This is a genomic window from Streptomyces sp. NPDC091292, from assembly GCF_044757265.1.
Lineage (GTDB): Bacteria > Actinomycetota > Actinomycetes > Streptomycetales > Streptomycetaceae > Streptomyces.
The window spans coordinates 473,846-499,065 of record NZ_JBIVUQ010000001.1; the positions used below are offsets into that span (position 1 = coordinate 473,846).

Annotated in this window: 20 protein-coding genes; 18 read left to right on the plus strand and 2 right to left on the minus strand. The window is 71.4% G+C overall.

The window, feature by feature from the left end:
- Positions 1-118 precede the first annotated feature (118 nt).
- The 8 genes from ACIQNU_RS01995 (at position 119) to obgE (ending at position 12,548) form a co-directional block, all read left to right on the plus strand.
- A complete protein-coding gene (locus ACIQNU_RS01995; RefSeq protein WP_401359802.1) occupies positions 119-1,654 on the plus strand; it encodes a CHAD domain-containing protein in 1,536 nt (511 codons plus the stop codon).
- Positions 1,655-1,693: 39 nt separating this feature from the next.
- Positions 1,694-3,622, plus strand: a complete 1,929-nt coding sequence (locus ACIQNU_RS02000; protein WP_401359804.1) for a TIGR03960 family B12-binding radical SAM protein — start codon at positions 1,694-1,696, stop codon at positions 3,620-3,622.
- A 78-nt stretch (positions 3,623-3,700) separates the two neighbouring features.
- Positions 3,701-4,870 carry a hypothetical protein gene (locus tag ACIQNU_RS02005; RefSeq protein WP_401359806.1) on the plus strand — a complete coding sequence of 390 codons (1,170 nt, stop codon included), beginning with the start codon at positions 3,701-3,703 and terminating at the stop codon, positions 4,868-4,870.
- A gap of 47 nt (positions 4,871-4,917) precedes the next feature.
- Entirely contained in the window at positions 4,918-5,763 is an 846-nt protein-coding gene (locus ACIQNU_RS02010; protein ID WP_401359808.1) for a TIGR03936 family radical SAM-associated protein, read from the plus strand.
- A gap of 237 nt (positions 5,764-6,000) precedes the next feature.
- Positions 6,001-10,092 (plus strand): Rne/Rng family ribonuclease, encoded by a 4,092-nt coding sequence (locus tag ACIQNU_RS02015; protein WP_401359811.1) that lies wholly within the window; start codon positions 6,001-6,003, stop codon positions 10,090-10,092.
- 244 nt (positions 10,093-10,336) lie between these two features.
- Positions 10,337-10,657, plus strand: a complete 321-nt coding sequence (gene rplU / locus ACIQNU_RS02020) for a 50S ribosomal protein L21 (protein ID WP_103551359.1) — start codon at positions 10,337-10,339, stop codon at positions 10,655-10,657.
- Between the two features lie 14 nt (positions 10,658-10,671).
- Complete coding sequence (gene rpmA, locus ACIQNU_RS02025; protein ID WP_401359814.1) at positions 10,672-10,929, plus strand: 50S ribosomal protein L27; 258 nt, start codon at positions 10,672-10,674, stop codon at positions 10,927-10,929.
- A gap of 182 nt (positions 10,930-11,111) precedes the next feature.
- Complete coding sequence (obgE, locus tag ACIQNU_RS02030; RefSeq protein WP_401359816.1) at positions 11,112-12,548, plus strand: GTPase ObgE; 1,437 nt, start codon at positions 11,112-11,114, stop codon at positions 12,546-12,548.
- A 300-nt stretch (positions 12,549-12,848) separates the two neighbouring features.
- Here the strand turns inward: obgE and ACIQNU_RS02035 are convergent, their stop codons facing one another.
- A complete protein-coding gene (locus tag ACIQNU_RS02035; protein ID WP_401359819.1) occupies positions 12,849-14,927 on the minus strand; it encodes a hypothetical protein in 2,079 nt (692 codons plus the stop codon).
- Positions 14,928-15,373: 446 nt separating this feature from the next.
- Between ACIQNU_RS02035 and proB the strand changes: the two genes are divergently transcribed.
- The 5 genes from proB to ACIQNU_RS02060 all read left to right on the plus strand — a co-directional run bounded on the left by proB (position 15,374) and on the right by ACIQNU_RS02060 (position 20,394).
- Entirely contained in the window at positions 15,374-16,480 is a 1,107-nt protein-coding gene (gene proB / locus ACIQNU_RS02040; RefSeq protein ID WP_401362374.1) for a glutamate 5-kinase, read from the plus strand.
- Positions 16,481-16,619: 139 nt separating this feature from the next.
- Entirely contained in the window at positions 16,620-17,093 is a 474-nt protein-coding gene (locus ACIQNU_RS02045) for a hypothetical protein (protein WP_401359821.1), read from the plus strand.
- A 116-nt stretch (positions 17,094-17,209) separates the two neighbouring features.
- The gene (locus ACIQNU_RS02050) at positions 17,210-18,496 is read left to right on the plus strand and encodes a glutamate-5-semialdehyde dehydrogenase (protein WP_401362377.1); all 1,287 of its coding nucleotides are present in this window, start codon (positions 17,210-17,212) and stop codon (positions 18,494-18,496) included.
- A gap of 88 nt (positions 18,497-18,584) precedes the next feature.
- Positions 18,585-19,211: a hypothetical protein gene (locus ACIQNU_RS02055; RefSeq protein WP_401359822.1), complete on the plus strand. Its 627-nt coding sequence runs from the start codon at positions 18,585-18,587 to the stop codon at positions 19,209-19,211.
- A 106-nt stretch (positions 19,212-19,317) separates the two neighbouring features.
- The gene (locus tag ACIQNU_RS02060; protein WP_401359824.1) at positions 19,318-20,394 is read left to right on the plus strand and encodes a hypothetical protein; all 1,077 of its coding nucleotides are present in this window, start codon (positions 19,318-19,320) and stop codon (positions 20,392-20,394) included.
- Here ACIQNU_RS02060 and ACIQNU_RS02065 read toward each other — a convergent pair.
- Positions 20,360-21,550, minus strand: coding sequence for a M48 family metallopeptidase (locus tag ACIQNU_RS02065; protein ID WP_401359826.1), 1,191 nt, complete (start codon positions 21,548-21,550; stop codon positions 20,360-20,362). The genes ACIQNU_RS02060 and ACIQNU_RS02065 overlap by 35 nt on opposite strands.
- Before the next feature lie 133 nt (positions 21,551-21,683).
- Here ACIQNU_RS02065 and ACIQNU_RS02070 point away from each other — a divergent pair, with 133 nt between their 5' ends.
- From ACIQNU_RS02070 to rsfS, 5 genes are all read left to right on the plus strand, one after another.
- Entirely contained in the window at positions 21,684-21,836 is a 153-nt protein-coding gene (locus tag ACIQNU_RS02070) for a hypothetical protein (RefSeq protein ID WP_401359829.1), read from the plus strand.
- A gap of 124 nt (positions 21,837-21,960) precedes the next feature.
- Positions 21,961-22,122, plus strand: a complete 162-nt coding sequence (locus ACIQNU_RS02075; RefSeq protein WP_401359831.1) for a hypothetical protein — start codon at positions 21,961-21,963, stop codon at positions 22,120-22,122.
- Positions 22,123-22,156: 34 nt separating this feature from the next.
- Positions 22,157-22,795 (plus strand): nicotinate-nucleotide adenylyltransferase, encoded by a 639-nt coding sequence (gene nadD, locus ACIQNU_RS02080; RefSeq protein WP_401359834.1) that lies wholly within the window; start codon positions 22,157-22,159, stop codon positions 22,793-22,795.
- Between the two features lie 16 nt (positions 22,796-22,811).
- Positions 22,812-24,602, plus strand: a complete 1,791-nt coding sequence (locus ACIQNU_RS02085; RefSeq protein WP_401359836.1) for an LCP family protein — start codon at positions 22,812-22,814, stop codon at positions 24,600-24,602.
- A 125-nt stretch (positions 24,603-24,727) separates the two neighbouring features.
- Positions 24,728-25,186, plus strand: a complete 459-nt coding sequence (rsfS, locus tag ACIQNU_RS02090) for a ribosome silencing factor (protein ID WP_401359838.1) — start codon at positions 24,728-24,730, stop codon at positions 25,184-25,186.
- The last annotated feature ends 34 nt before the right edge of the window (positions 25,187-25,220 follow it).

Sequence of the window (25,220 nt, forward strand, 5' to 3'; positions counted from 1 at the left end):
CCGCGCCCCTTGGTTGGATCGGCTGGGCTGGTTGTTCGGGTGCGGGCCGTCCGTGGCCCCGCGCCCCTGTATGACGTGTGGGCTGCCCAAGTTTGGGATTCGCGTCTAATGTCGGGCTATGGCGGACATCAAGCGGGAGATCGAACGGAAGTACGAGGTCGGTGAGGGTGGCGGGGTGCCGGATCTTGGGGCCGTGGCCGGGGTTGCCGATGTTGCCGAGCGGGGGCTGACCGATCTCGACGCCGTCTACTACGACACCGTCGACCAGCGGCTCGCCGCCGCCTCCATCACCCTCCGGCGGCGCACCGGCGGCGCCGACGCGGGCTGGCATCTCAAGCTGCCGGTCGCCGAAGGGGTGCGTGACGAGGTCCGGTCGCCGCTGTCGGACACCGTTCCGCGTGAGCTGACCGGGCTCGTCAGGTCCCGTATCCGCGGCGCCGAACTCGCCCCCGTCGTCCGGCTGCTGTCCGCCCGCGACATCCGCCACCTCCTCGACGCCGACGGCGCGCTGCTCGCCGAGGTCAGCGTCGACGCCGTACGCGCCGAACGGCTCACCACCGGGGGCGGCACCGCCGCGTGGACCGAGATCGAGGTGGAACTCGCGGACGACGGGGACCCCGCCTTCCTCGACAAGGTCGAGAAGAAGCTCCGCAAGGCGGGGCTGCGCCGCTCGGCGTCCCCGTCGAAGCTCGCCAGGGCCCTCGCCGAGACAGCCCCCCGGGGGAAGAAGAACGGCACGTCCGGCAAGAAGGCTGCGGTCTCCGATCCCCGTACCGCAGGCGCGTACGTCCTCGCCTACCTCCGCACCCAGCGGGACGCCATCGTCGCCCTCGACCCCGCCGTGCGCCGCGACGCCCCCGACTCCGTGCACCAGATGCGGGTCGCCACGCGCCGGATGCGCAGCGCCTTCCGCTCGTACCGGCAGGTCCTCGACCGCGCGGTCACCGACCCGATCGGCGACGAGCTGAAGTGGCTCGCCGGGGAACTCGGCGTCGACCGCGACCAGGAAGTCCTCACCGAACGGCTCACCGCCCACCTCGGCGAACTGCCCCGCACCCTTGTCGCCGGACCCGTCCGCACCCGGCTGCGCACCTGGGCGCACGCCCGCAGCAGCGGGTCCCGGCGGCGTCTGATCGCCGTACTCGACGGAAAGCGGTACCTCACCCTCCTGGACACCCTTGACGCCCTCGTCGGCGCACCGCCGCTGCGCAAGGCCGCCGCGCAGGAGCCGCGCCAGGTGATCGGCAAGGCGCTGCGCCGGGACTTCGGCACCCTCTCGGACCTGGTCCTGCACGCCCTCGACACGGACCCCGGCACCGACCGCGATCTCGCCCTGCACGAGGCCCGTAAGAAGGCCAAGCGTGTCCGGTACGCGGCTGAGGTCGCCGTCGGCGCGCTGGGCAGGCCCGCCAAGGATCTCGTCCGCTCGATGAAGACCCTCCAGAGCCTGCTCGGCGACCACCAGGACAGCGTCATGACCCGGCTCGCGCTGCGCGACCTGGCCGCCCAGGCCCACGGCGCGGGGGAGAGCGCCTTCACGTACGGGGTCCTGTACGGGCGTGAGGAGCTGCGCGCGTACTGGTGCGAGGAGGCTCTTCCGGAGGCGTGGGAGACCACCGAGCGCGGGAGCCGGGCAGTCCGCAGGACACGTTAGGCTTGAGGGTCACCCGTCCCGCTCATGAGAGACGCCGCGATGCCTGTCGAGTCCGTCTTCCCCCGCCTGGAAGCGCTTCTCCCGCATGTCCAGAAGCCGATCCAGTACGTGGGCGGCGAGCTGAACTCCACGGTCAAGCCGTGGGACGAGTGCGATGTCCGCTGGGCCCTGATGTACCCCGACGCGTACGAGGTCGGGCTGCCCAACCAGGGCGTCATGATCCTCTACGAGGTACTGAACGAGCGCGCGGGGGTCCTCGCCGAGCGCACCTACAGCGTCTGGCCCGACCTCGAAGAGCTGATGCGCGAGCACGGCGTCCCGCAGTTCACCGTGGACGCCCACCGCCCGGTCAAGGCGTTCGACGTCTTCGGGCTGAGCTTCTCCACGGAACTCGGCTACACCAACATGCTCACCGCGCTCGACCTCGCGGGGATCCCGCTGGAGGCGAAGGACCGTACGGTCGACGACCCGATCGTGCTGGCGGGCGGCCATGCCGCGTTCAACCCCGAGCCGATCGCGGACTTCATCGACTGCGCGGTGATCGGCGACGGCGAGCAGGCCGTCCTGGAGATCACCGAGATCATCCGCGCGTGGAAGGCCGAGGGCAGGCCCGGCGGGCGCGAAGAGGTCCTGTTCCGCCTCGCGAAGACCGGCGGCGTGTACGTGCCGGGCTTCTACGACGTCGAGTACCTGCCGGACGGCCGCATCGGCCGTGTCGTACCGAACAAGTCCGGTGTCCCGTGGCGGGTGTCCAAGCACACCGTCATGGACCTGGACGAGTGGCCGTACCCCAAGCAGCCCCTGGTGCCGCTCGCCGAGACCGTGCACGAGCGGATGTCCGTGGAGATCTTCCGCGGCTGCACCCGCGGCTGCCGCTTCTGCCAGGCCGGCATGATCACCCGCCCGGTCCGCGAGCGCTCCATCACGGGCATCGGCGAGATGGTCGAGAAGGGCCTGAAGGCGACCGGCTTCGAAGAGGTCGGCCTGCTGTCCCTCTCCTCCGCCGACCACAGCGAGATCGGCGACATCGCCAAGGGCCTCGCCGACCGGTACGAGGAGGACAAGATCGGCCTGTCCCTCCCGTCGACCCGCGTGGACGCCTTCAATGTGGACCTGGCGAACGAACTCACGCGCAACGGCCGCCGCTCCGGGCTGACATTCGCGCCCGAGGGCGGCTCCGAGCGAATGCGCAAGGTCATCAACAAGATGGTCTCGGAGGAGGACCTGATCCGGACCGTCTCCACCGCCTACGGCAACGGCTGGCGCCAGGTGAAGCTGTACTTCATGTGCGGCCTGCCCACCGAGACCGACGAGGACGTCCTCCAGATCGGCGACATGGCGGTCAACGTCATCGCCAAGGGCCGCCAGGTCTCCGGGCAGAACGACATCCGCTGCACCGTCTCCATCGGCGGTTTCGTCCCGAAGCCGCACACGCCCTTCCAGTGGGCGCCGCAGCTGTCGGCCGAGGAGACGGACGCCCGCCTCGAAAAGCTCCGCGACAAGATCCGCGGCGACAAGAAGTACGGCCGCTCGATCGGCTTCCGCTACCACGACGGCAAGCCCGGCATCGTCGAGGGCCTGCTCTCCCGTGGCGACCGCCGCATCGGCGCCGTCATCCGCGCCGTCTACGAGGACGGCGGCCGATTCGACGGCTGGCGCGAACACTTCTCGTACGACCGATGGATGACCTGCGCCGACAAGACGCTGCCGGCCTTCGGCGTGGACGTCGACTGGTACACGACCCGCGAGCGTACGTACGAGGAAGTCCTCCCCTGGGACCACCTGGACTCCGGCCTGGACAAGGACTGGCTCTGGGAGGACTGGCAGGACGCCCTCGACGAGACGGAGGTCGAGGACTGCCGCTGGACCCCGTGCTTCGACTGCGGTGTCTGTCCGCAGATGGACACGTCCATCCAGATCGGTCCCACCGGCAAGAAGCTGCTGCCGTTGACCGTCGTCAACGGATAGGCGGCGGTGGCGTAACCGGTTCATCACGGGTGGCACCCCTCCGCAACGGCGGGGCGGGTCCTGTGCGTCCCTTGCTGCATGGACCCCGCCGATCGCCACCAGTTCGAACCGCCGCCCCGCGGTGACCTGTCCCGCCGTGAGCTGCCCGAGCGGCAGGCCGAGGGGTGTCTCGCCGTCGCGATCCGGATTCCGGTGCGGATCGTCGTTCTTGTCCTTGTCGTGCCGGTGCGGCTGGTGTGGGACGCGCTCGTCGTGGCGGCGCGGTTCCTCGACCGTTCGGTACTGAGGCCCGTGGGACGCGGCCTGCTGTGGCTCGGCCGCGTCCTCGTCGTCGTCCCCCTCGGATGGCTGTGGACCTGGGTCGTCGTACCCGTGGGACAGGCGCTGGCCTGGCTGGTCCGGGTTCTGGTCGTGGTGCCACTCGGATGGCTCTGGACCCACCTGCTGACACCGATCGGGCACGCCGTCGCCTGGCTGGTGCGCGGTGTCGGCGCGGGCATCGCCTGGCTCGCCCGGGGGACCGCCACCGTCGTCGCGACGGTCGCCCGCTGGATCTACGCCTCCCTCCTCACCCCGACAGGCCACGCCCTCACCTGGCTCACCCGGTACCTGGTCGTCGTCCCGGCCGTCTGGCTCTTCGAGTGGGTCCTGGCGCCCGTCGGACGGGCGCTCGTCTGGGTCGGCCGGGGTCTCCTGTGGACCGTACGGATGATCGCCACCGGGATCGGCGCCGCCCTCTACTGGACCCTGCGCATCCTGCTCGTGCTGCCCGCCGGCGCGCTGTGGCGCTGGGTCCTGGTGCCGGTCGGGCGCGGCATCGCCGTCGTCGCGAGGGAGATCGGCACCGCGCTCGGACACGCCTGGCGGATCGCCGGACACCTCTCGCTCGCCGTCGGCCGCGCCCTCGGCACCCTCTTCCGGTGGATCTTGGTCGAACCGGTCCGATGGGCGTACCGGACGGTTCTGACGCCGGTCGGACACGTCATCAGGGACGTCGTGTGGCGTCCGGCCGCACGCATGGCCCGGGAGGTCGCGGGCGGCGTCCGGCGGGCCCTCGGCGCGGCGCGCGAGAGCGCCCGGCAGATCCGCGCCGACCTCCGCAGCTTCATGTTCGTCGCCCCGGCGGAACCGGACCGGGAGCCGCTGCCCGCGCCCGCCCCGATCTCCCTCGACAAGGACCGGCGGGAACCAGGAGCGCCCGCGAGTCGTACTCTAGGTAGCAGTACGACCGCTCTCACGAAGGACTGACGACACTGGGCAAGCGACAGCCCGAAGGCCCACCGCCCGCACCGGCGGTGCAGCGCATCCGACTGCGCTACACCAAGCGAGGCCGCCTCCGGTTCACCAGCCACCGTGACTTCCAGCGCGCTTTCGAGCGGGCGCTGCGCCGCGCCGAGGTGCCGATGGCGTACTCGGCGGGGTTCACCCCGCACCCGAAGGTGTCGTACGCCAATGCCGCACCCACCGGCACGGGCAGTGAGGCGGAGTATCTGGAGATCGCGCTCACCGAGGCGCGTGACCCGCAGAAGCTGCGTGACCTCCTCGACGAGTCGCTGCCCACCGGCATCGACATCGTCGACGCGGTCGAGGCCCACACCCCGGGCCTCGCCGACCGGCTGACGGCCTCCGTATGGGAGCTGCGGCTCGACGGCGTCGAGCTTGGTGACGCGCGGCGCGCCGTGGACGCCTTCCAGGCGGCGGACACCGTCGAGGTCCAGCGCAGAACCAAGAACGGCATGCGTACCTTCGACGCCCGCGCGGCTGTCGCGAGCCTGGAGGCACACCTGGCCGAGGCGACCACCGAGGCCATCACCGAGGCTGATAGGCCGACCGACCGGCCCTGTGCGATACTGCGGCTGGTTGTTCGGCACGTGACACCTGCCGTTCGACCTGACGACGTCCTGTCCGGTCTCCGAGCTGTGGCCGACCTGGCGCCGCCGGTCCCCGCAGCGGTGACCAGGCTGGCGCAGGGGCTTTTCGATGAAGAGACCGGCACGGTGACCGACCCGCTCGCGCCCGACCGCGAGGCAGTCCCGACCACCCCGGCCGTTGCAAAAGCGGCCACGGCCGCCGAAACAGTGGCCGTCGGGGTCGCCGGATCCGCCATCGCGACGGCGTCGACGCCGGAAGGCCCCGCGTAAGGACAGTCGTCGAAGCGCAGCCCTTGTACTCGGGAGCCACCTGGGTCGGGCAGCGCACCGACCAGAAGACTTTCGCCAGGCCGTACGCATACGTGGCGTACGGAACCGGCGAGACGGACACAGAAAGCTCCCGTGCGGCGCCCGCGCCCCGGACGGCGGCGCCGCGCGAGACGCGCGAGCCGCGGATGTCACCGGATTCGGCGTGGCGCCCGGGAGCCTGACGGGAGAACCGCCCGCATGCTCGAACCGATCGAACCCGCCGAGGGTTCCGACACCGATTCCACCCCCAGCGACACTCTGCCGCCCCGCCGCAGGCGCCGTGCGGCGTCCCGCCCGGCGGGGCCACCGACCGCGGTGGCACCGGCCATACCGGCCGATGACACCCCGGGGGCCGTCCTCACGGAGGATGACGAGGACGCCGTCGCCGATCCGACCCAGGCCGTGGAGAGCGTCACCGACGCCCCGGCCGTATCCGAACCGGCCGTATCCGAGCCGTCCGCCCCCCTGGTGGACGCCTCCGCGCCCGCCGGGCGCACCCGCCGTCGCGCCACGCGCCGGGTGTCCGCGCCCGCCGACGCCCGGCCGACCGCCGCCGAACTGACCGTGCAGGCCACACCCGGCACCGACCAGGTCGCCGCATTCGAGGAGGCCGCCGTGTCCACCCCCGACCAGCCCGAAACCGCCGCTACCGCCCAGGACGGCGAGTCCGCGGCGCCCCGCCGCACCCGCCGCCGCGCGACCCGCGCCGCGGGGTCGGCCACCGAGGCCGCGGCCGCACCGGCCGTCGAAGCCGTCGAGGCCCCCGCCGACACCGCCGCTCCCCCCGCGCGTACGCGTCGTCGCGCCACCCGTGCGACCGCCCCGGCCGTCCCCGCCGAGGCGCCCGCCGTCGCCGAGGACACCCCGGCCGCCGCCGACAGCGCCGACACGCCCGAGGACGCGGCCCCCCGGCGCACGCGCCGGCGCGCGACCCGTGCCGCCGCCCCGGCCGCCGAAGCCGTCGAGGCCGTGGAGGCCGTGGAGGCCCCCGCCGAGAGCGTGGCGCCCCGCACCCCGACCCAGACCCCCGTCGAGGCGCCCGCCGACGGCGCCGACGAGGACGAGGCCCCGCGCCGTGGCCGGCGCCGGGTCGCCCGTAAGGCCGCCGGAGGGTTCTCCGCGCCCGCTCCGGCCGTGCGCGACCAGGACGACGAGGGTGACGGGAACCGGCGTGCACGGCCCGCCGTCGCCGTCTTCCAGGCGCCGGTCTTCACCGAGCCGATGTTCCAGACCCCCGAGCGCGCCGCCGCAGCGGCAGCGGCCGAGGCCGCCGAGGAGACCCCCGAGCCCGCCGACGAGACCCCCGTGGCCGAGGAGACCGGCGGACGCCGCCGGCGCCGCCGCAGGGCCGCCGACGACGAGCCCGCGGCCCCCGCCGCCGCCCAGGTGACCGAGCCCGCCGACACCGACGAGCCGGAAGCCGCCGACGAGAGCGCCGCGTACGACGGAGACGCCGCCGACGAGGCCGACGACACCGAGGAGACGGGCGCCCGCAGGCGCCGCCGCCGGGGTGGCCGGCGCCGCCGCAGGGGCGAGTCCGCCGACGCCGACGGCGCCGAGTCCGCCGAACACGGCGACGACGGAGCCGAGCGCTCCGGACACGACGACAGCGCCGGACAGCACGGCGACGAGAGCGCCGCCGACGAGGACGCCGACGCCGACGACTACGACGACGAGGCCGCCGAGGCCGGAGGCTCCGGTTCCAGCAGCAGCCGTCGCCGCCGTCGGCGCAGGCGCCGGGCGGGCGACGCGTCCACCGACACGGCCCCGACGCAGGACGACCCGGAGCGGACCGTCGTCAAGGTCCGCGAGCCGCGCAAGAAGGACGAGAAGCAGCCGTCGGACGAGGTGCAGTCCATCAAGGGCTCGACCCGTCTTGAGGCGAAGAAGCAGCGCCGCCGCGAGGGCCGCGAGCAGGGCCGCCGCCGCGTCCCGATCATCACCGAGGCCGAGTTCCTGGCGCGCCGCGAGGCCGTCGAGCGCGTCATGGTCGTCCGCCAGTACGGCGAGCGCACCCAGATCGGCGTCCTTGAGGACAATGTGCTCGTCGAGCACTACGTCAACAAGGAGCAGTCGACGTCGTACGTCGGCAATGTCTACCTGGGCAAGGTCCAGAACGTACTGCCGTCGATGGAGGCCGCCTTCATCGACATCGGCAAGGGCCGCAACGCCGTCCTGTACGCCGGTGAGGTCAACTTCGAGGCGCTGGGCCTCGCCAACGGCCCGCGCCGGATCGAGACCGCCCTGAAGTCCGGGCAGTCCGTCCTCGTGCAGGTCACCAAGGACCCCATCGGCCACAAGGGCGCCCGTCTCACCAGCCAGGTCTCGCTGCCCGGCCGCTATCTGGTCTACGTCCCCGAGGGGTCGATGACCGGTATCAGCCGCAAGCTCCCCGACACCGAGCGGTCGCGGCTGAAGACGATCCTCAAGAAGATCGTCCCCGAGGACGCGGGCGTCATCGTGCGCACCGCCGCCGAGGGCGCCAGCGAGGACGAGCTGCGCCGCGATGTCGAGCGGCTCCAGGCGCAGTGGGAGGACATCAAGAAGAAGGCCAAGAGCGGCAACGCCCCCACGCTGCTCTACGGCGAGCCGGACATGACCGTCCGGGTCGTCCGGGACATCTTCAACGAGGACTTCTCCAAGGTCATCGTCAGCGGCGACGAGGCATGGCAGACCATCCACGGGTACGTGGCCCATGTCGCGCCCGACCTGGCCGACCGGCTCCAGCGCTGGACGTCCGAGGTCGACGTCTTCGCGACGTACCGGATCGACGAGCAGCTGATGAAGGCGCTCGACCGGAAGGTCTGGCTGCCGAGCGGCGGCTCGCTGGTGATCGACAAGACCGAGGCCATGGTCGTGATCGACGTCAACACCGGCAAGTTCACCGGGCAGGGCGGCAACCTCGAAGAGACCGTGACGAGGAACAACCTCGAAGCGGCCGAGGAGATCGTGCGCCAGCTCCGCCTGCGCGACCTCGGCGGCATCGTCGTCATCGACTTCATCGACATGGTCCTGGAGTCCAACCGGGACCTCGTCCTGCGCCGGCTGCTCGAATGCCTGGGCCGGGACCGTACGAAGCACCAGGTCGCCGAGGTCACCTCGCTCGGCCTGGTCCAGATGACCCGTAAGCGCGTGGGCCAGGGCCTCCTGGAGTCGTTCTCGGAGACCTGCGTCCACTGCAACGGCCGCGGTGTCATCGTGCACATGGAGCAGCCGACCTCGACCGGGGGCGGCGGCAAGCGCAAGAAGCGCGGGCGCGGCGGCAGCGGCGCGGAGCACGAGCACGAGGCCGTCGAGGTCATCTCCGGCGACGAGCACGACCGCGACCACGATCACGAGACCGAGGCGGAGGTCGCCGCCGAGGTCGCCGAGCCGGTCGCGCTCTCCGCGCCCGACTTCGCGCCCGACGAGGAGCTGTACGGGAGCGTCGCCGAGGCGGAGGCCGCGGCGGGCCGCGGCCGTTCGCGGCGCCGGGCCACCCGCCGGGCGTCCGCGCCCGCGGGCGCGCCCCGGGCAGCCGAGCGTCCGTCGAAGCGGGCGGAGCGCGCCGAGCGCTTCGAGCGGGCCGCCGACGACGCGCCCGCCTTCTCCGACGCCGAGATCGTCGTGGACGCCACACCCGCCCCGGCCGTCGTCGCCGACCCGGTCCCCGTGGTGGACGAGACGCCCGCCGCCCCGGTGGTGGACGACGCCGCGCCCAAGGGCCGTACGCGCCGCCGGGCGACCCGCAAGGTGTCGGCCCCGGCCGGTTCGCCGCAAGGGTCCGACGAGGCCGCCGAGGTGACGGTGCCCGTCGCCGCGCCGACGGCGCCCGCGCCGGTCGCCGACGAGCCCGTGGCGGCGCCCGAGCCGGTCTCCGACGAGGACGCGGCCCCGGCCCGCCCCCGCCGCCGTGCCGTGCGCAAGGCCACCGCGCCGACCGCGTCCGAGGAAGCGGCCGTCGTGGTCGTCCCCGCCGCCGAGGCCCCGGAGCCCGCGCGCGCCGAGGAGCCGGTCGGGACCGTCGAGGCCAATGAGGCCGCGGGACGCGACGAGGAGGCGGAGGAAGAGGCCGCCGCCGACACGTCCGCCCCGGCCAAGAAGGCCGCGGCGCGCAAGAGCGCCAAGAAGGCGACCGCGAAGAAGGCGGCCACCAAGAAGACGGCCGTGAAGAAGACCGTGGCGAAGAAGGCGACGGCGAAGAAGGCCACCACCGCCAAGAAGGCGACGGCGGCAAAGAAGACGGCGAAGAAGACCGCGGCGGCGGAGTCGACACCCCCGTCCGTCACGGCCACCGCCGACGAAGCCTGACCCGCCCTGTTCCACCCTCTCCACCGCCTCCAGGGGCGACGGGGCCCGGTTTGACCCAGTCACACCGGGCCCCGTAACCTGGGCTGTCGGCGTTTGTGCGCCACCCCTCTGAGCATCTCCCTCCAGGTCGGGCCGGTCAGGCCGGGCCGGAGAGGCCGCTCGTCCTCCGGATCATCGGGTCCCCGGACCCGTGTGAGCGGCTGGCTTCAGAGGTCCCGTTTCGAGTACAGAGAGTGAGATCCGCTTGTACGCCATCGTGCGCAGCGGTGGTCGCCAGCACAAGGTTGCTGTCGGCGACATCGTTGAGGTTGACAAGATTTCCACTGCCAAGGTGGGCGACACGGTCGAGCTCTCGACCCTGCTCGTGGTCGACGGGGAAGCCGTGACCAGCGACCCGTGGGTGCTGGCCGGCATCAAGGTCCAGGCCGAGGTCGTGGACCACCACAAGGGCGCGAAGATCGACATCCTGCGCTACAAGAACAAGACCGGCTACCGCCGTCGTCAGGGCCACCGCCAGCAGTACACGGCGATCAAGGTCACTGAGATCCCCGCGGCTGCGAAGTAAGGGACTGAGGAGAGATGGCACACAAGAAGGGCGCATCGTCCACTCGGAACGGTCGCGACTCCAATGCTCAGCGGCTCGGCGTGAAGCGCTTCGGCGGTCAGGTCGTCAACGCCGGTGAGATCCTGGTCCGCCAGCGCGGCACCCACTTCCACCCCGGCTCCGGCGTCGGCCGTGGCGGCGACGACACGCTGTTCGCCCTCCAGCCGGGCGCGGTCGAGTTCGGCACGTTCCGTGGGCGCAAGGTCGTGAACATCGTCCCGGTCGCAGTCTGACCTGCTCGATTCGCGAGGCGGACCTCACTTCCCGTACGGGAAGCGGGTCCGCCTTTCGCGTGTTGTCCCTGTAGGGGCACTGTCCGCGCCGCCCCTGATTTTTCCCGTGGGGCTTTCCCTGTAGGGCTTTCCCCTTCGGGCCGCGCGGCACCATTTCCGTACGTAACTGGAGGCACTGAACCATGACCACCTTCGTGGACCGCGTCGAGCTGCATGTCGCCGCGGGTAACGGAGGCCACGGCTGTGCCTCCGTCCACCGTGAGAAGTTCAAGCCGCTCGGCGGCCCGGACGGCGGCAACGGCGGCCGTGGCGGCGATGTCACCCTCGTGGTCGACCAGGCCGTGACGACGCTCCTCGACTACCACCACAGCCCGCACCGCAAGGCCACCAACGGCAAGCCCGGCGAGGGCGGCAACCGTTCGGGCAAGGACGGGCAGGACCTGGTCCTGCCCGTGCCCGACGGCACCGTGATCCTCGACCGCGCGGGCAATGTCCTCGCCGACCTCGTGGGCCACGGCACCTCGTACGTGGCCGCGCAGGGCGGTCGCGGGGGCCTCGGGAACGCGGCGCTCGCGTCCGCGCGGCGCAAGGCGCCCGGCTTCGCGCTGCTCGGTGAGCCGGGGGGCGCGCAGGACATCGTCCTGGAGCTGAAGACCGTCGCGGACATCGCGCTCGTCGGCTATCCGAGCGCCGGCAAGTCCTCGCTGATCTCCGTCCTGTCGGCCGCCAAGCCGAAGATCGCCGACTATCCCTTCACGACCCTGATCCCCAACCTCGGTGTGGTGACGGCCGGTTCGACCGTGTACACCATCGCCGACGTACCGGGCCTCATCCCCGGCGCCAGCCAGGGCAAGGGCCTCGGCCTGGAGTTCCTGCGGCATGTGGAGCGGTGCTCGGTCCTGGTCCACGTCCTCGACACGGCGACCCTCGAATCGGACCGCGACCCCGTCTCCGACCTCGACACCATCGAGGAGGAGCTGAAGCAGTACGGCGGCCTTGACGACCGGCCCCGGATCGTCGTCCTCAACAAGATCGACGTACCCGACGGGCAGGACCTCGCCGACCTCGTCCGGCCGGACCTGGAGAAGCGGGGATACCGCGTCTTCGAGGTCTCCGCGGTCGCCCACACCGGGCTGCGGGAGCTGTCCTTCGCGCTCGCCGAGCAGGTCGCGAACGCCCGCGCCGCGAAGCCGAAGGAGGAGGCGACCCGGGTCGTCATCCGACCGAAGGCCGTGGACGACAGCGGCTTCACGGTGGTGCGGGAGGAGGACGGCCTGTTCCGCGTGCGCGGCGAGAAGCCCGAACGCTGGGTACGGCAGACCGACTTCAACAACGACGAGGCCGTCGGCTACCTCGCCGACCGCCTCAACCGCCTCGGCGTCGAGGAACAGCTCATGAAGGCGGGCGCCCGCACGGGCGACGGCGTGGCGATCGGCCCCGAGGACAACGCGGTCGTCTTCGACTGGGAACCCACCATGATGACGGGCGCCGAAATGCTCGGCCGCCGAGGCGAGGACCACCGCTTCGAGGCGCCGCGTCCGGCCGCCCAGCGGCGTCGGGACAGGCAGGCGGAGCGGGATGAGTCGGATGAGGAGTTCGACGGGTTCGAGCCGTTTTAGGTGGGTGTCTTTGCCGGGCGCGGGGTTGCGTGGGTCGGCGGACGGAGTCCGGCGCGGTCACCCGCTGCCTGGGAGGCCGCTTGCGGCCGGGCGGTGCGAGGGTGGCCATCGAGGGGTTCAGCTCACCGCTTCGAGGCGCCGCGTCCGGCCGCCCAGCGGCGCCGGGACAAGCAGGCGGAGCGGGATGAGTCGGATGAGGAGTTCGACGGTTTCGAGCCGTTCTGACGGCACCTGATCGCTCAAGCAGTCGGGCCCCGGAAGATTTCTTCCGGGGCCCGACTGCTTTTGTTTCTAAGGGAGTTACGCGGTGATCGCGTCCGACTCGTCCGCCGTCGGCTGGTCCGCGTCCAGGTCGTCCGTCGCCGAGCGCTGGCCCGGGATCTCCGCCGCGAGGCGGGACGACATACGGACCTGGCGCTCGTCGGCGGACGCGCACAGCGCCCGTACGGCGCCGTTGAAGCGGTCCAGGGACGGCTGGTCCGACGGGCCCAGGAGGTGTTCCTTCAGCTCGGCGCGGGTCGTCGCGTACGGGTCCTTCTCGGGCGCGCGGACCGCGGCGAGCAGGTCGGGCACCCCCTCCGCGTCGGGCGTCAGGATGGTCGCCGCCGACACCGTCGGATAGCCGGCGCGGAACGCGGCCTCGCCCAGACCCGACGTGTTGGCCACCGCGTACGGCTTCTCGCTGCTCAGCCAGTCGGAGACCACCGAGGACACATCGCTGATCAGCAGGTCGGCCCGGTTGAAGCAGGCGAAGATCGCCGGGCGGACGTCCGTGACGATCTGGTGCTCCCACTCCGGCAGGGACGCCCAGTACGCCGCCTCCCACGCCGCCGTCGCCTCGGCGATCTCGGCCTCGCGGTCGCCGCTCGGCGCGCCCTGGAGCAGCATCCGCTCCATCTCGTCCGCGCTGGTACGGAACTCGGCGTAGGTGAGCTTGTCCAGCGCGGCGGTGCGGCGGGCCAGTTCGGCCGTCGCGTCCGCGCCTGGCCGGGCACCGGACCGCTTGGTGTTCGCCTCGCGGATCATCGCCATGATCCGGTCGTTCGCCGCGCCCGCGCGGGCCTCGACGGAACCGGTCATCGGGTGCGGCTTGTAGAGGAGCCGCACGGTCGGGTCGGCGAGCAGCCGCCGCACGATGTTCTCGCCCGCGAGCACCACCGACGTATTGCCCGGGTTGCCGTCCCAGCCCTCCCAGGTCGGCGCGTACAGCACGGTCGTGAACTCCCCGGCGGGCGGCCCCGCGTAGGGCGTGATCGGCGCGAGCTGCGGCCGGCCGACCTCCACGACGTCCTTGTCCTCGACGCCGACCTCCGCGAGCGCGTACCGCTCACGCGCCGCGGGACCCGCGACCCACACCTCGTCGTACGCCTTCGCGTACGGGTTGCAGGAGGACAGCTTGTCGCTCTCGCCGTGGTTGATGAACGCGTGCTTGATGGTGGGGATGCGCAGCACCTGCGAGGTCTTACCGGAGTTCGCCGGGTGCAGCATCATCTTCAGCGTCGAACTCTCCAGCGAGAACAGGGTCGTGACCTTCGGGAAGCAGACGATCGGTACGTCCGTCGCCTCGATCTTCTGCACCATGAACCGCTCCCGCAGCACGATCAGCGGCTTCGCGTCGAGGTCGGAGAGGGTCGAGAGCCACATGTTCGCCTGGTACGCCGAGGTCGTACCGCCCGAGAAGTACATGGCGACCGTCGGCTTGTAGCTCGCCAGCCACTTGTCGAGCCACTGCATGACCTTCTGGTCGTTCTTCGCGCGCTTCTTCGGCAGCAGCCAGGTCGCCAGGTACAGCGTGCCGCCGGCGAGCAGCGCGATGGACACGGCGAGTCCGATGCCGCCCCAGTACGCGTCCGCGGTGGCCGCGGTGAGCAGCAGGCCGACCGTGGTCGGGATCGAGCCGATGAGCAGCCGGTGCGCCTGCCGGCGGGCCAGGATGCGCGGCGGCGCCTTGGTCAGGTGCAGCTTCGACGCGTCGATGTTGCGCGTGATGATCGGCAGCGTCCGCACCCGGCGCACCATGACCGCGGTGGCCTGGCAGGCGAAGTGCAGCAGGTAGAACACGAGCAGCGCGATCGTCAGCGGCGACTGCTCCTCCAGCGGCTCGATGCCGTCGATCCGCAACAGACCGAGCAGCAGCAGCATGTCGCGCAGCAACTGGCGGACCGTGACGTCCAGACGGATCTTGCCGAGCAGCGAGAGCAGCCCTGGCTGCCGGTACTGGAGGTAGATGTCGAGCGCGAGGCCCGCGACGCTCGCGGTGACGAACACCGGAACGTACGGGACCAGGGCGCCGACGAGCTGGGCCGTGTAGAACGCGAACATCGCGCACAGCACGGAGAGCTGCACGATGCGGCGGGGGGCGAGTCCGGCGGAGGGCACGGGGCTGGGCTCCTGGCGAAGGGTCGGATGGGTGAGGGTGCGTGGTGAGGGTGCGCGGTGAGGGTGTGCGGTGGGGGGTGCTTCGGGAGATTCCGCTTGCGAGCAAGGAGGTCGACCACTGACGGTATGACTTCGGCCCACCGGCTAGCAATCTTGGGTGACTTGAATCACCTTAAATGGGACGAAAGCCATGGAACTCTGGGGGTGTTCTCCTCGTCGCCGTCCGCTGGTCGGACATCGGTCACCGGTACGTGGCATTCCGGTCGCCCGGGTCCGCTGGACCGCCCGCCCCGGTTCGCTGCCCGTCCGCCCCTCGAAACGCGGCGGCGCCCGGCACCGGGCCTCCCGTAGATTGCATCAACGTAAGTGGCACATCACACGTACACGGCACATGAGCGGCATTGGGGAATCAGGTGTCAGGGGCAAGGCAGGGCGTCAGGCAGCCGGTGGCGGACGCCCGCCGGATCGTCGTCAAGGTCGGATCGTCCTCGCTGACCACCGCCGCAGGCGGGCTCGACGCCGACCGTGTGGACGCCCTGGTGGACGTCCTCGCCAAGACCCGGGGCGGCGGCGAGCGCGAGATCGTCCTCGTCTCCTCCGGCGCCATCGCCGCCGGACTCGCCCCGCTCGGGCTGCGCCGCCGCCCCCGCGACCTGGCCCGCCAGCAGGCCGCCGCCAGCGTCGGCCAGGGCCTCCTCATGGCGCGCTACACGGCGTCCTTCGCCCGCTACGGCGTCCGCGTCGGCCAGGTCCTGCTCACCACCGACGACACCAGCCGCCGCGCCCACCACCGCAACGCCTCGCGCACCCTCGACAAACTCCTCGCCATGGGCGCCCTGCCCGTCGTCAACGAGAACGACACCGTCGCCACCGACGAGATCCGCTTCGGCGACAACGACCGCCTCGCCGCCCTCGTCGCCCACCTCGTCCACGCCGACCTCCTCGTCCTCCTCTCCGACATCGACGGCCTCTACGACGGCGACCCCGGCAGGCCCGGCACCGCCCGGATCGCCGAGGTGCGCGGCCCCGCCGACCTCGACGGCATCGAGATCGGCAGCGCGGGCAAGGCGGGCGTCGGTACCGGCGGCATGGTCACCAAGGTCGAGGCCGCGCGGATCGCCGCCGCGGCCGGTGTCCCCGTCGTCCTCACCTCCGCCGTGCACGCGGCCGAGGCCATGACGGGCCGCGACACCGGCACCTACTTCCACACCACCGGACGCCGCTCAGCCGACCGGCTGCTCTGGCTCCAGCACGCCTCGACACCCCGCGGCTCCCTCACCCTCGACGACGGCGCCGTCCGCGCGGTCGTCGAGCGCCGCACCTCCCTGCTGCCCGCCGGAATCGCCTCCGTCGAGGGCGACTTCACCGCCGGCGACCCCGTCGAACTGCGCGACACCCGGGGCCACGCGGTCGCCCGGGGCCTCGTCAACTTCGACGCCAAGGAGATCCCGCAACTGATCGGGCGCTCCACCCGCGAACTGGCGCGCGAGCTGGGCCCGGCGTACGAGCGCGAGGTCGTACACCGGGACGATCTGGTACTCCTCCACCCATAGCCGCCGAAACGGCCGCCCTGGGCGCACGCCGGGCCCGCCCCAGCGGTGGACGTTCTGCAAAAGCGCCCCCGAGGGGACCCTTGGCCTGCTCAACTTTGTTGCAGGGAATTGGCACAACCATTGCGTAAAGGAGGCCGTCGTGAGACGAGTACGCCAGGGGGCGGCGTCCCGCGGTGGAAGCACCTCCCACACGCTCAAGGCGGTGGGGGACGAACGCGTCCTGACGAGCGTCGCGGCCGGGGACACCTTCGACGGCGAGGACACCGACGCCGCCCCGCGGCTGTGGCACGTGACACTCAGCGTCTCGGGCGCCGAAGCCCCGCTGAAGGAGGTCAGGCGCGGCCTCGAACAGCTCGCCCACGACCACCCCTTCCTGCTGACCAGCAGATACGCCAACGACCACGCCGAGATCCGCTACTGGGAAGAGGCCCGCGACCTGCACGACGCCGCCGCCGTCGCGCTGCGCCTGTGGGGCGAGCACCGGCAGACCGCGCAGCTGCCGCCCTGGGAGATCGTCGGGCTCGAAGTGATCGACCGCGAGACCTACCACCAGCGCATAGCGGAGGGGTACGGCCCGCTCCCGGCGACGCCCGTGGGAGTCCACCCGTACTGACCCGGGCGGCCCCTGGAAGGCTGTCCACCCCTCTGACAGCCGTCTCGGGGTGTGGGACAACGGCGGACCGTCCCACGGCGCCGCATTACGCTTCCCGCATGACGTCGCTCCCGCCCATCTCCGCCGCCTCGCCGTACGACAACATGTCCCCGGTCGCCCGCGCCGCCTACCGCGCGCAGGCCGCCGCCGCCGACATCGCGCCGCTGCCGAGGGCCACCAAGGACGACGCGCTGCTCGCCATCGCGGACGCGCTGGAGGTCCGTACCCGGGAAATCGTCGAGGCCAACGCGCAGGACATCGACAGAGCCCGCGAGGCCGGTACCGCCGAGGCGATCATCGACCGGCTCACGCTCACCCCCGAGCGGGTCCGCGCCATCGCGTCGGACGTACGGGACGTCGTCGCGCTGCCCGACCCGGTCGGCGAGGTCGTCCGCGGCTCCACGCTGCCCAACGGCATCGACCTGCGCCAGGTCCGCGTCCCGCTCGGTGTCGTCGGGATCATCTACGAGGCCCGGCCCAACGTCACCGTCGACGCCGCCGCCCTCTGCCTCAAGTCCGGCAACGCGGTCCTGCTGCGCGGCTCCTCCTCGGCCTTCGCGTCGAACACCGCGCTCGTCCGGGTGCTGCGGGACGCCATCGGCGGCGCCGGACTGCCCGCCGACGCCATCCAGCTCGTCCCCGGCGAGAGCCGCGAGTCCGTCCGCGAACTGATGCGCGCCCGCGGCCTGGTCGACGTCCTCATCCCGCGCGGCGGCGCCGCGCTGATCCGCGCGGTCGTCGAGGAGTCCACGGTCCCCGTCATCGAGACCGGCACCGGCAACTGCCATGTCTACGTCGACGCCCAGGCCGACCTCGACATGGCCGTCGCCATCCTGATCAACTCCAAGGCGCAGCGGCCCAGCGTCTGCAACGCCGCCGAGACCCTTCTCGTGCACCGCGACATCGCCGACGCGTTCGTACCGCGCGCCCTCGACGCGCTCGCCGAGGCCGGGGTCACCGTGCACGCCGACGCCCGGATCCAGGCGTACGCCGAGGGCTCCAAGGCCACCGTCGTGGAGGCGACCGCCGAGGACTGGGACACCGAGTACCTGTCGTACGACATCGCCGCCGCCGTGGTCGACTCCCTCGACAAGGCGGTCGAGCACATCCGGCTCTGGTCCTCCGGGCACACCGAGGCGATCGTCACCACCTCGCAGCAGGCCGCCCGCCGATTCACCCAATTGGTCGATTCCACGACGGTCGCCGTAAATGCCTCCACACGGTTCACGGACGGCGGTCAGTTCGGCTTCGGCGCGGAGATCGGCATCTCGACGCAGAAACTGCACGCCCGGGGGCCGATGGGGCTGCCGGAGCTGACGAGCACCAAGTACATCGTCACGGGCGACGGACACATCCGCGGCTGACGTGCCCCAAGGGCAGGGGCGCCCGGACCGGTGAGACGAATGTCCGGACCGTCTGCCCAAATTGCCCCCTCCGGTCTACTCTGGAGAGGTGCCGGACGACGTGGGGGGCACGCCGTTCCAGGACGGCAGGGAGCCCGACGACGACCACGACCGCGGGGGCGCGGACGAAGAGTTCGCCTCCGTGGTCTTCGACGAGGAGTTCGTCAGGTCCGCGCGCGTCCATGAGCCCACCGCCGTCGAGCGGCTGCTCGCGGCGGCCGAGGCCCGCGCGGAGGCGTCCGAGGCGGAGGCCCGCCGGGCCCGCGCCCGGGGCGCCGGACGCGACGACGAAGGCTTCGGCCCCGACGACGGCCGCCCGTACGGCCATGACCACGGCTTCGACGACGACCTGTACGACCCGGACCTCGTCGAGGACCGCTACGCACGGCACGGCGGCGGCCCCCTCGTGCACGCCCGCTGGCACCGCCCCCTGGCCTGGCTGCTCGCCCTGGTGATGGGCGTCGGCATGGTCGCCCTGGCCTTCGCCGCGGTCTATCGGGGCGCTTCGTCGGGCCGCCAGGACCAGGTTCCGCCGCCGGCCAGCACAGAGGTCGAGCAGAACGCTCCGGGCGCCCCCTCGGCGGGCCCGGCCAACGGCACCACCGGAACCCACGGAACCACCGGCTCCGCCGACTCCTCACGGTCACCGGTGCCCGCCGTACCGCGTACGCCCTGACCACCGCTCCGGACCCGTCCGGGGCCCCTTCGCCTGGTGCGAACCTGACAGAACTTGACGCGTTCCCCCGCGTTTACCCAGCCGCCCTGAGACCTACCCTGAAGGTATGAGCGGGCCAGGAGACCCACCGCAGGGGACACCCGAGGGCGCTCCCGGTGGCAATGACGACGAGTACCGATCCGTCGTGTTCGACGAGTCGTTCGTGCGCGCCGCGCGGCTCCAGGAGTACTCCGCGCAGGAGCGCGTCACCGACCACACCCCCGCCGTCCGGCGGCGCCCCGGCCTGGGCCGCGGAATGTCCCGGCAGGCGCTGATCCTGGTCCTGCTGATCGCCCTCGCCTTCGGCACCGCGATCTACCTCGGTGTACGCCAGCCCTATCCGACCCCGCTCGCGAGGGCGGCCGAGCCGCTGCGGATCACCGTCATCCCGCTCGCCCCGACCTCACCGGTGCCCGGCGGCAGCGCGGGCGACCTGGTCGCGCACAGCCCCGCCGCCCAGTTCCGGATCGGGGCGAACGGGATCACCCTGCCGCCGGCCCGCCGTACCGCGCACTTCTCGGACAGCCAGGTCGTCACCGCCCTGACCACCGCCAAGGACTTCCTGGTCGAGTCCTCGCTCGACCCGGACGTCCTCACCGGCGGCGCCGTACGGCCCGTACGGCTGCTGCTCGACCCCCAGCAGCTCGACCAGTTCGACCAGAGCTTCACCCGGCCGGCGTCCGACGGGCGGCACGCCCCCACCGGCTGGCTGGTCCGCTTCGACCCGTCACAGGCCATGCTCGCCGACACGCAGATCCGCGTGGAGGGCACCCTGCACGTCACCGAGACGAACGCGGACACGCTGGAGGTCACCTCGGACCACACCTTCGTCTACGCGCTGCGCCCCACCGGCAGCGAACCCTCCGCGAAGGCGTCCCTGTTCACCGTCCGCCGCGAGCTGCTGTTCCGCTTCGACCGCGACGATCTGCGGATGCACCAGGCCGAGGTGGCCAACTCCTATGTGCAGGCCGGGCCACTCGCCTGCGCCACCGACTCCGTCGACCGGCTGCACCCGCTGCTCGCCGGGCAGACCGCCAAGGCGGGCGGCCCGGCCGGCACCGACCCGTACGCGACCGGGAGTGCGACGAATCTCTGCGGGACGCTGGCGGCTAGCGCTCAGCCGAGCCTTCCCCCGAACCGTTAGCGCCGCCCTTGCCGCCGTCGCCGTCTCCGCCGCTGCCACCGGTTCCGCCACCGTCTCCGCCGCCGCTGCCGCCGGAACCCGAGCCTCCGAAGTTGCCGAACTTGCTGCGCACCTTGCCGCCGAGGTCCCCGGCGCCGCCCGCGATGTCCGTGACCAGCTTCATCAGCGGGTCCTTCGAGGTACGGACGTCATTCGCGTAGGCCGAGGCCGACTGCCGGAACGAGTCCGTGACCGAGGTGTCCTTGTCCTCGTCGCGGCGCGGGTAGTGACCGTCCATGATCCGCTGGAAGTCGCGGGTCGCGGCCCACTTCTTCAGCTCGGCGGCGCGCACGGTCGTGAAGGGATGCGTACGCGGCAGCATGTTCAGGATCTTCAGTACGGAGTCCCGCAGGTCGCCGCCCGCCTCGTACTCGTCGGCCTGCGCGAGGAACGCGTCCACGTTCATCTCGTGCAGATGGTTCCCGCCCGCGATCTTCATCAGGCCCCGCATCGACGCCTGGAGGTCCTGGCCCACCAACAGCCCCGCGCGGTCCGCCGAAAGCTCCGACTTGCGGAACCACTCACGCAGCGCCGTCACAATCGCCATGATCGCGACATTGCCGAGCGGGATCCACGCCACGCGGAGCGCCAGGTTCGTGAGGAACAGCAGGATCGTGCGGTACACCGCGTGCCCCGACAGGGCGTGCCCCACCTCGTGCCCGACGACCGCCCGCATCTCCTCCTCGTCGAGCAGCTCCACCAGACCCGTCGTGACGACGATGATCGGCTCGTCCAGGCCGATGCACATCGCGTTCGGCTGCGGGTCCTGGTTGACGTACATCGGCGGGACCTTCTCCAGGTCCAGGATCTGGCAGGCGTCCTTCAGCATGTCGTTGAGGTGCGTGAACTGCGCGTCCGAGACCCGGACCGAGTCCGACAGGAACAGCAGCCGCAGACTGCGCTCGGGCAGCAGGGCGCTGAGCGCCTTGAAGACGGTGTCGAAGCCGGTGAGCTTGCGCAGCGCCACCAGCGCCGAGCGGTCGGCCGGGTGTTCGTAGGTCCGGGACGAGATTCCCGGGAAGCGCCGGCGCTGCCTGCTCGGCACGGTGTCCTGCGGTTCGGGCCGCTCCTTGCCCTTGCCCTTGTTCTTGCCCTTGCCCCTGCTGTCGTCGGTCATGACGCCCCCATGTCTGCGTTGTCGTCCGGCCGCGCCGGCCGCCCCCCGAAGTCGGGTCCAGCCTAGGCGGAGATACCGTGACAGGGCAGCACACGGAACGTGACAGAGCTGCGCACGTAAGGAGTCGACCGCCATGGAGCACTTCCCCGCGTCCGCGTGGATCACGGAATCAGCCAAGGCAGCGGACCAGGGACCGGGCAACCTGCTCCGGGTCGTCCTGCTGGTGTCGGTGGTGGGCATCGGTCTGGTGGCGTGGTTCCTGCTGAGGGGCTACGGCAACAAGTGAGCGGCAACAGGTGAACGGCAACAAGTAACCGCCCTCGGCACCCCCGTACCGAGCCGCCCGCCCGGCCCCCACATACGATGGCCCTCAGTTGCCCCATCCCACCTCCGGATAGGTCCTGCCGAAGATGAGCCTCCACCACACCGCAGCCCAGCTGGTCACCCTCGCCGCCGAGGGCGAGAAGGGCGGCAACCACAACAGCCTCAGCCCGTACCTCACCGGCGGCGGCGCCCTCGTGGCACTGCTGTTGCTCCTGTGGGTGACCACCCGCTTCAACCGGGACCGCTGAAAGCCCGTCGAACGGGCCGGTAGGGTCTGCACGCATGGGAGAACAGGACATGCCTACCGGCCCGGCGCCGGGACCCGTGAGTACGGGCAAGCGCCGCCTCGGCGTCATGGGCGGAACGTTCGACCCGATCCACCACGGGCACCTGGTGGCGGCCAGTGAGGTCGCCGCGCAGTTCCACCTGGACCAGGTCGTCTTCGTGCCGACCGGACAGCCCTGGCAGAAGAGCGAGAGCAAGGTCTCCCCGGCCGAGGACCGCTATCTGATGACGGTCATCGCGACCGCCGAGAACCCGCAGTTCTCGGTCAGCCGTATCGACATCGACCGCGGCGGACCGACGTACACCACGGACACGCTGCGCGAGCTACGCGCGATGAACCCGGACACGGACCTCTTCTTCATCACGGGCGCCGACGCCCTCGGCCAGATCCTTACCTGGCGCTCCACCGAAGAGCTGTTCTCGCTGGCGCACTTCATCGGGGTCACACGGCCCGGACACACCCTGACCGACCCGGGACTGCCCGCAGGGGGTGTCTCCTTCGTCGAGGTTCCCGCATTGGCCATCTCCTCCACAGACTGCCGTGCGAGGGTCGCCGCGGGCGCACCGGTCTGGTATCTGGTGCCGGACGGCGTGGTCCGCTACATCGACAAGCGCGAGCTGTACCGCGGCGAGTGAGCCGAGAGGGGCACCTGTGAACGATCGATACGACGGTTATACGGGCGACCAGTACGAGCTTGTCGGCTACGACGAGTTCGGGCAGCCCGTGTACCGCCAGGTGCCACCGCCCCAGGGCCAGCAGCCACCCCAGCAGCCGCAGCAGCCGCAGCAGCCGGAGTACGGGGGGTACGGGAACCAGCAGCCTCAGCAGCCTCAGCAAGGGCAGCAGGGTTACGGGTACGACCCGTACGGCACGGGGCAGCAGCCTGTGGTGCCTCCGTCTCCGTACGACGGTTATGGGACGTATGACCCGTACGGGCAGGGGCAGGGGCAGGGCGGTCAGGACGGCCCCGGTACCGGGACCATGCCCGCGTACGACCCCTACGGTCAGGCCGCCGGGACCGGGCAGCAGCCGCGGGTCGCCGAGCAGACCGCGTACATCCCGCAGCAGACCGCTCCGCACGAGTCCGGGTACCAGGCGGGACCTGGTGCCGGTCCTGGTGCTGGTTCCGCTCCCGGCGGCGGTCCTGAGCCCGACCCCGATCCCTCGGAGCCCCGCGACTACCGCACCGAGCAGTTCGCCTTCGTCGAGGAGCCCGACGGCGACTCCGAAGACGTCATCGACTGGCTGCAGTTCACCGAGAACCGGACCGAGCGCCGCGAGGAGGCCAAGCGCCGCGCCCGCAGCCGGATCGTGGCCCTGGTCGTGGTCCTCGCCCTGATCGCCGCCGGCGGCGTCGGCTACCTCTGGTACGCGGGCAAGCTGCCCGGCCTGTCGTCGGACAGCAAGTCCGGCACCCCCGACGCCACAGGGCCGCAGAACCGCGACGTGATCGTCGTCCATCTGCACAACACCAAGAAGAAGGGCACCTCCACGGCCCTCCTGGTCGACAACACGACCACCAAACAGGGCAGTACGGTCCTGCTGCCCAACGCGCTCGCCGTCACCGACGACAACGGCACCGCCACGACGCTCGGCAAGTCCGTGGACGACGACGGCTCGACCGGCACCCGCGAATCGATCGACACCCTCCTCGGCACCGCGATCGAGGGCACCTGGCGGCTCGACACCCCGTACCTGAACAACCTGGTCGAACTCGTCGGCAACATCGACATCGACACCGACACCGACGTGCCCGCCGACAAGGCCAAGAAGGGCGACGCGCCCCTCGTGAAGAAGGGCGAGCAGCAGACCCTCAGCGGCCCGATGGCCGTCGCGTACGCCACCTACCGCGCGCCGGACGAGTCGGAGAACGCCCAGCTCACCCGCTTCGGGCAGGTCATGCAGGGCGTGCTGCGCAAGCTGTCGTCGGACGCGACGGCCGCGACCACCACGGTCCAGTCGCTCGCACAGATCCTCGACCCGTCGCTCAAGGAGAAGGACCTCGGCGCCTTCCTCGCCAAGCTCGCCGACCGCGCCAAGGGCGGCGACTACAAGACGGCGCTCCTTCCGCTCCAGGCCGACGGAAACCTGACCGAGCAGGCCACCGCCAGTGTCGTGAAGGACGTTCTCGGAGGTACCGTGAAGAGCCCCGAGAAGGGCGCTGCCGTCCGCGTCGGCATCCGCAACGCCACGGGCGGCAAGAGCGCCACCGAGTCCGCGCGGATCATCCTGGTCAACGGCGGCTACACCTTCGTCGACGCCGGTACCGGGACACCCGCGCAGACGGCGACCCGGGTCACGTACGGGGACACGGCGCGCAAGCAGGACGCCGTCGAGGTCGCCAAGACGCTCGGTCTGCCGACATCGGCGGTCAAGAAGGGCGAGCCCGCAGCCAACGCCGACGTCTCGGTCGTACTCGGCCAGGACTTCAAGCCGGAGTAGCCCCGGAGTAGGTCCGGAGCAGCCCATGAGGAGTGTGTCGGTGGTGGCAGCGCGTAATCGTTTGGGTTGACGTCGGCGGTCCGTGAGACCCTTGGGGCTACTGCCCGCCGAACGAAAGCCGCGTAGTGACCGCCACGGACCGCTCTCTTGAGCTGATCAGCACCGCCGCCCAGGCGGCGGCCGACAAGCTCGCGCACGACATCATCGCCTACGACGTCAGTGACGTCCTGTCGATCACGGACGCCTTCCTGCTGGCCTCCGCGCCCAACGACCGTCAGGTCAAGTCGATCGTCGACGAGATCGAGGAGCGGCTGAGCAAGGAGCTGGGGGTCAAGCCCGTCCGCCGCGAGGGCGACCGCGAGGCCCGCTGGGTGCTCCTGGACTACGTGGACATCGTGGTCCACGTCCAGCACACCGAGGAGCGGGTGTTCTACGCGCTGGAGCGCCTCTGGAAGGACTGCCCCGAGCTGGAGCTGCCCGCCGACGCGAAGGCGACCCGCGGCAAGGGCGCGGAGCACGTACGCCAGGAGCAGGCCGCCGACGCGGCCCTGGAGATGCGGGAACTGGGTGGTGAGCTGCGTTGAGCAGCGCCCCTGACCGGTCGGAGCCCGGTGCCGT